Here is a 5,331-nt window from a genome sequence, read left to right as displayed (position 1 = left end):
TGCCGCAGGTGCTGCGCACGTTTCGCGACCGCCACCCGCGCACGTCGATCGAGCTGAAGGTCGGGATCACCGCGTCGCTGCTGCGCGAGCAGACGCTCGGCCGGCTCGACGTCGTGTTCGGCAAGCAGTGCCGGCAGGTCGACACGCCAGGCGAACTGCTGTGGGAAGAACCGCTCGTGTGGGCGTTCGCGTCGGATCGCACGCTCGACGCCGGCGGCGACGTGCCGCTCGCGCTGTTTCCGCAGCCGTGCGTCTATCGGGAAGCCGCCGTCGCGGCACTTGCCGCTGCATTGCGGCCGTTCCGCGTACTGTTCGAGAGCAGCAGCATGGCCGGCTGCGTGTCGGCCGCGCTCGCGGGCTTCGCGGTCACCGCGCTGGCGCGCAGCCAGTTGCGCGACGGCCTGCGCGAATGCGGCCCGCAGGACGGTCTGCCGGCGCTGCCGGCCGCGCGCTTCTACGCATTCGCGGCGAAACCGGACGGCGCCGGCGCGGCATTGATCGATGCGGTGCGGGAAACCGGGCGCAACCGGCAGTTCGCGGTGGCGCTGCCCGGCTGAAACACGCACGACGACACGTGACGCCAACCGGCCGTGCCGGTCAGTCGCCCTCAGCGCCCTCCCCGCCTCTCGTCAACGCGCTCACCATCAGTTCCCCGAACCATTCGATGAACGCATTGAGCCGGCGCGAACGATGGCGCCGATGCGGATAGACAGCCGACACGTCCATCGGTGACGCACGGTGGCCGGGCATCACGTCGACGAGTGCGCCGCTGTCGAGCAGATGCTGGACGTCGAAGCGCGGAATCTGGATCAGCCCCATTCCGGCGATGCAGCTGGCGATATAGGTTTCGGCGTTGTTGACGATCACACGGCTCGGCAGCGTGAGTGTGTGCCGCTCGCCGTCCGCGCAGTATTCCCAGTCGAGCTCGCGCCCCGTTGTCGGCGACACATAGCCGATCGCCCAGTGTCCGTGCGCGAGCGCATCCGGATGCTCGGGCACGCCGCATTCGCGCAGGTAGTCGGGGCTCGCGCAGTTGATCAGCGTGAACTGCCCGAGTGGCCGCACGACGAGGCTGCTGTCCGCGAGCCGCCCCACGCGAATCGCGCAGTCGACGCCCTCCTGCACCAGGTCGATCGAACGATCGGTCGAGCCGAGCGACAGTTGCAGCTTCGGGTAACGGTGAAACAGCGACGGCAGCGCGGGCGCCACCATGCGGCGAGCGATCCGGCTCGGCACGTCGACGTTCAGCCGGCCGATCACGTCACGGTCGCGGCGGCGGAACAGACGGTCGAGCTCGTCGGCCTCCGAGAGCAGGCGCCGGCCGCGCTCGAGCAGCAGCGCGCCGTCGGCAGTCAGCTGCACCTGGCGTGTCGTGCGGTGCAGGAGGCGTGTGCCGAGCCCGGTCTCGAGCTGCTGCACGGCCGCCGACACGGTCGCGCGCGGCACGTCGAGCGCATGCGCGGCCTTGATGAAGCTGCCCATCTCGGCAACCTGCAGGAAGATTCTGACCTGATCCAGCTTGTCCATCGGCGGGGAACCCAGGTTCGGACGAACGCCGCCGCCAGCCGTCGCGCGTCGCGGCAAGGTCCGGCGGCACAGAAAAAACGGGCACGCAGCCGCGAGGCCGCGCGCCCGTCCATTGTCCACGCAAACGCGCCATTGCGGTGCGCCGCGCGGCCCGTTGCCGGGTCGGTTACTTGGTCGTATAGCCGCCGTTGATCAGGATCGTCTGGCCCGTGATCCACCAGCCGTCGGTGACGAGATGGCGGATGAACGGCACGACGTCCTCGATGTCGGTCAGGCCCGTCTTGCTGAACGGCGACAGCGCGGCCGCCGTCTTGTGATACGCGACCGCATCCGCGCCTTCGGCCGGGTAGAAGAACGGCGTGTCCATCGGGCCCGGCCCGACGGCCGTCACCGAAATCCCGCGCGCGCCGTATTCCTTCGACGCCGCGCGCGTGAAATGTTCGACCGGCGCCTTCGACCCTTCGTACGCCGCATAGAACGGCGTAAACGCGCCGAGCAGCGACGTCACGAGCGTGACGAGCTTGCCGTGATCCTCGAGGTGCCGCCCCGCTTCCTTGATGAAGAAGAACGCCGACTTGCTGTTCACCGCGAACATCTCGTCGTACTCGGCCTCGCTGATCTCGGTGAACGGCTTCTTCAGCACCTTGCCGACCGTGTTGATCGCGATGTCGATCTTGCCGAAGTGCTGCTTCGCGTCGTCGAACAGCTTCTCGACCGCGGCGGCCGTCGTCAGGTCGCCCTGGAACGTTGCCGCTTCCGCGCCGGCCGCACGCACCGCGGCAGCCGTCTCCTCGGCCTGCGCCTGCGATGCGGCACTGTTGTAGTGAATCGCCACGGCCTTTGCGCCGTGGCTCGCCAGATCCCGCGCGATCAGGCCGCCGAGATTCTTTGCGCCGCCTGCGATCAGGACGACCTTGTCTGCGAGCGTATGAGTTGCCACGGTTGACTCCTTTTCTCGTTGAACGAAGCTTGGAGTGTAGGCACGCGCGACGCACCGGTCAGCCAGTCTCGGCTGGATGGATTATCCAGAAAAACGATCCAATCGAAGCGCGGCAGTGCAGCCTGCCGTACCGACAACCACGCCGGAATCTGAGCTCGATCGATGGCGTAGATGCCGGCCGGCTCAGCGCGCGTACAGCGTCGCGTCGATCTTGCCGAGCAGCCACTGCATGCCGGCCAGATGCTGCTGGTCGTGGCTGCACAGGTAGTGAACGAGCCCCCGCACGGTCAGCGAACCGTAGCCGTCGAACTCCCCGGTGCGCGCGAGCTGTTCGGGCGTCAGGTGCGACACGAGGTCCAGCGTCTCGCGCCGCGCTTCGCGGATCGCCGCGAGCACGTCGGACGCATACGCGTCGTTGTAGCGGCGCTCGATCGCGAGCGCGTCGCCATCGATCGACACGAGCAGCGGCCGGTCTTCATCGAGCATCCGCCGCAGCCGCACGTGATAGCCGTCGATCTCGATGTCGCGCACGTGGCAGAGCTGCCCGAGCGGCGAGAAATGCTCGCTCGGGATCCCCGCCCAGTCGTCGGGCGTCCAGCGCGCGTAGCCATCGGGTACGGCCGCGAAATGCGCTTCGAGCTGACGGGGGAAATCGGCGAGTGCGTCGAGCGTCGTCGGGTTCATGCGGGAAACTCCCTGTCGGATGAGGGCGACGACAACCCTGGCACGGGCCTGCCGCCGCCGTTGCGTCACTTCACGCTGAAGCCATACGCGCCCTGCGTGCGGTGCCCGTCGGTCGCGACGGCCACCCATTTCACCGTATAGGCACCGGTGCCGACCGCCGTGAGCGGCACCGTCATCTGCTTGCGGTTCGACGCGTCGATGCGCGCACGGCCGTCCGACACCGTCTTGCCGTCGCCGTCGACGACGACGATCGAGCTGAACGCCGGCTCCAGCGGCTCGGTGAAGTCGATCGTGACGGCGGCCGGTGCGGCAGCCACGGCCGCGCCCGCCGCCGGATCGCTCTTCGCGAGGTGCGCGTGCGCGAACGCGGCCGACGAGACGGTCGCGGCCACGATGACGGCAGCGGCCTTGCGGCCGAACAGGAACGAAGCAAAAGGCATGGACTTTCCGTGAAGAATGAGCGGACGCCGCGCCCCGCGCGGCGTACCGGCAGCTTACCAGCGCATGCGCGTTCATGCCGGTCGCGCGCCATCGCTTGATAGAATGCGCGCGCTATGGATCTCGAAAGCATTCTCTACACTCAGGGCTTCGGCTCGCGCCGCCAGTGCCGCGGCCTGATCGAAGCAGGCCGCGTCACCGTGGCGGACGCCAGCGCAACCGACCCCGACGCCACGTTCGATACCGACGGCCTCGTATTCTCGGTCGACGATACGGCGTGGCCGTTCCACGCGCACGCGTATCTCGCGCTGAACAAGCCGGCCGGCTACGAGTGTTCGCGCGACCCGCAACACCACGCGAGCGTGTTCAGCCTGCTGCCCGCACCGCTCGTCGCGCGTGGCGTACAGTGCGTCGGGCGCCTCGACCAGGACACGACGGGCCTGCTGCTGCTGTCCGACGATGGCCAGTTCGTGCACGCGTACACGTCGCCGAAGCGCAAGGTGCCGAAGACCTACGTGGCGACCGTGCGCCACCCGCTCGACGACACGCAGCTGAACACGCTGCGCACCGGCGTGCAGCTCCACGGCGAGCCGAAGCCGATCGCGGCGGTCGCCGCCGACGCGCGCGACACGCACGCGCTCGCGCTGACCGTCCTCGAGGGCAAGTATCACCAGGTCAAGCGCATGGTCGCAGCGGCGAGCAATCGCGTCGAAGCGCTGCATCGCGAAAGCATCGGCGGCTTCACGCTGCCGGGCGATCTCGCACCGGGTGCGTGGCGCTGGCTCGATGACGCCGACCTTTCAGCGTTGCGCAATCCGGTCAAAACCCTGTAAGGGAAAATCCGCACGACCGTTCGACGTCCGGCCGCATCTCGGCCGCATGTTCCCCCGCTATACTGAAATCACAAGCTGTACGAGCAGCGATGCAGGGGAGACATCATGAACAACCATACTTTTGAACTGTCGTCCGTGATGATTGCGTTCGCGATCATCGGTGTCATCGTGATCGGCGGGCTGCTGGCCGCGATGCACATGAAGCACAAATATCATCCGAACCTGATTGGTGCGCTGATCGGCGCACTGCTGTGCTTCCTGCTGATCGAGGCGTTACCGGCGCTCACCTGATGCGCTGCCCGACGCAAGCGTTTGAAGGAAATCATCTACGGTCGGATAGCGCAACGTCACGCACAATTCGGCCTTGAGCCGTGCGTTGGACAGGCGCCGCGACTCGCGCATGAACGACAGCAGTGTCGGTTCGAGCTGACGCTCGGCGTCCGCGCGGCTGACGCGTGGCGGCCTCGGCAGGCCGAGCGCCTGCGCGACCCGGTCGAAATACTCTCCCATCCGCAGTTCGCTGTCGTCCGATGCATGCACGGTGCGCGCCGGCTTGCCACGCTCGGCCGCGCGACGCAGGATCGCCGCGAGATCGTCCGCATGGATGTGGTTCGTGTAGACGTCGTCGGCCGGCTCGAGCGCCGGCGTGCCGCGCTCGAGCCGTGCGATCGGCAGACGGTTCGCCGCGTAGATGCCCGGGATGCGCACGATGCGCGCGGACAGCACGCCGCGCACCGTCGCCGCACGCAGCTGCCGCTCGGCCGACACGCGCCGGAACGCGCGTGGATTCGCGGGGCGCAGCGGGTGCGTTTCGTCGATGCGTGCACCACCGCAGTCGCCGTAAACGCCCGTCGTACTGGCGTAGACGAGCCTCGGCGCACGAAGGCCGTCGGGTACAATACGCGCTGA

The 5,331-nt window shown here is 67.9% G+C and carries 8 protein-coding genes; 3 read left to right on the top strand and 5 right to left on the bottom strand.

Features of this window, described 5'->3' with window-relative positions:
• Positions 1-557, top strand: a 557-nt coding sequence (locus G3N93_RS33805; RefSeq protein WP_241026809.1) for a LysR substrate-binding domain-containing protein, incomplete at its 5' end; no start/stop codon positions are given.
• A gap of 40 nt (positions 558-597) precedes the next feature.
• On the opposite strand, the gene G3N93_RS33800 is transcribed toward G3N93_RS33805, so the two are convergent.
• The 4 genes from G3N93_RS33800 to copC all read right to left on the bottom strand — a co-directional run bounded on the left by G3N93_RS33800 (position 598) and on the right by copC (position 3,591).
• On the bottom strand, positions 598-1,527 hold the full coding sequence (locus tag G3N93_RS33800; protein ID WP_174942015.1) for a LysR family transcriptional regulator: 930 nt from the start codon (positions 1,525-1,527) through the stop codon (positions 598-600).
• Positions 1,528-1,693: 166 nt separating this feature from the next.
• Entirely contained in the window at positions 1,694-2,467 is a 774-nt protein-coding gene (locus G3N93_RS33795; protein ID WP_011352934.1) for an SDR family oxidoreductase, read from the bottom strand.
• A gap of 183 nt (positions 2,468-2,650) precedes the next feature.
• Positions 2,651-3,151, bottom strand: a complete 501-nt coding sequence (locus G3N93_RS33790; protein WP_174941550.1) for a DinB family protein — start codon at positions 3,149-3,151, stop codon at positions 2,651-2,653.
• Positions 3,152-3,216: 65 nt separating this feature from the next.
• The gene (gene copC / locus G3N93_RS33785; protein ID WP_174942011.1) at positions 3,217-3,591 is read right to left on the bottom strand and encodes a copper homeostasis periplasmic binding protein CopC; all 375 of its coding nucleotides are present in this window, start codon (positions 3,589-3,591) and stop codon (positions 3,217-3,219) included.
• A gap of 114 nt (positions 3,592-3,705) precedes the next feature.
• Between copC and G3N93_RS33780 the strand changes: the two genes are divergently transcribed.
• Positions 3,706-4,422, top strand: coding sequence for a pseudouridine synthase (locus tag G3N93_RS33780; RefSeq protein ID WP_174941546.1), 717 nt, complete (start codon positions 3,706-3,708; stop codon positions 4,420-4,422).
• Between the two features lie 105 nt (positions 4,423-4,527).
• A complete protein-coding gene (locus G3N93_RS33775; protein WP_174942007.1) occupies positions 4,528-4,713 on the top strand; it encodes a hypothetical protein in 186 nt (61 codons plus the stop codon).
• Here G3N93_RS33775 and G3N93_RS33770 read toward each other — a convergent pair.
• A partial coding sequence (locus tag G3N93_RS33770; protein ID WP_206134916.1) for an NAD-dependent epimerase/dehydratase family protein occupies positions 4,696-5,331 on the bottom strand: 636 nt, incomplete at its 5' end. The genes G3N93_RS33775 and G3N93_RS33770 overlap by 18 nt on opposite strands.

The organism is Burkholderia sp. Se-20378, assembly GCF_017104665.1.
In the GTDB taxonomy this organism is placed as follows: Bacteria; Pseudomonadota; Gammaproteobacteria; order Burkholderiales; family Burkholderiaceae; genus Burkholderia; species Burkholderia lata.
Note: the sequence above shows the minus strand (reverse complement) of the source record. Positions and strands in the feature narration are given on the sequence as shown.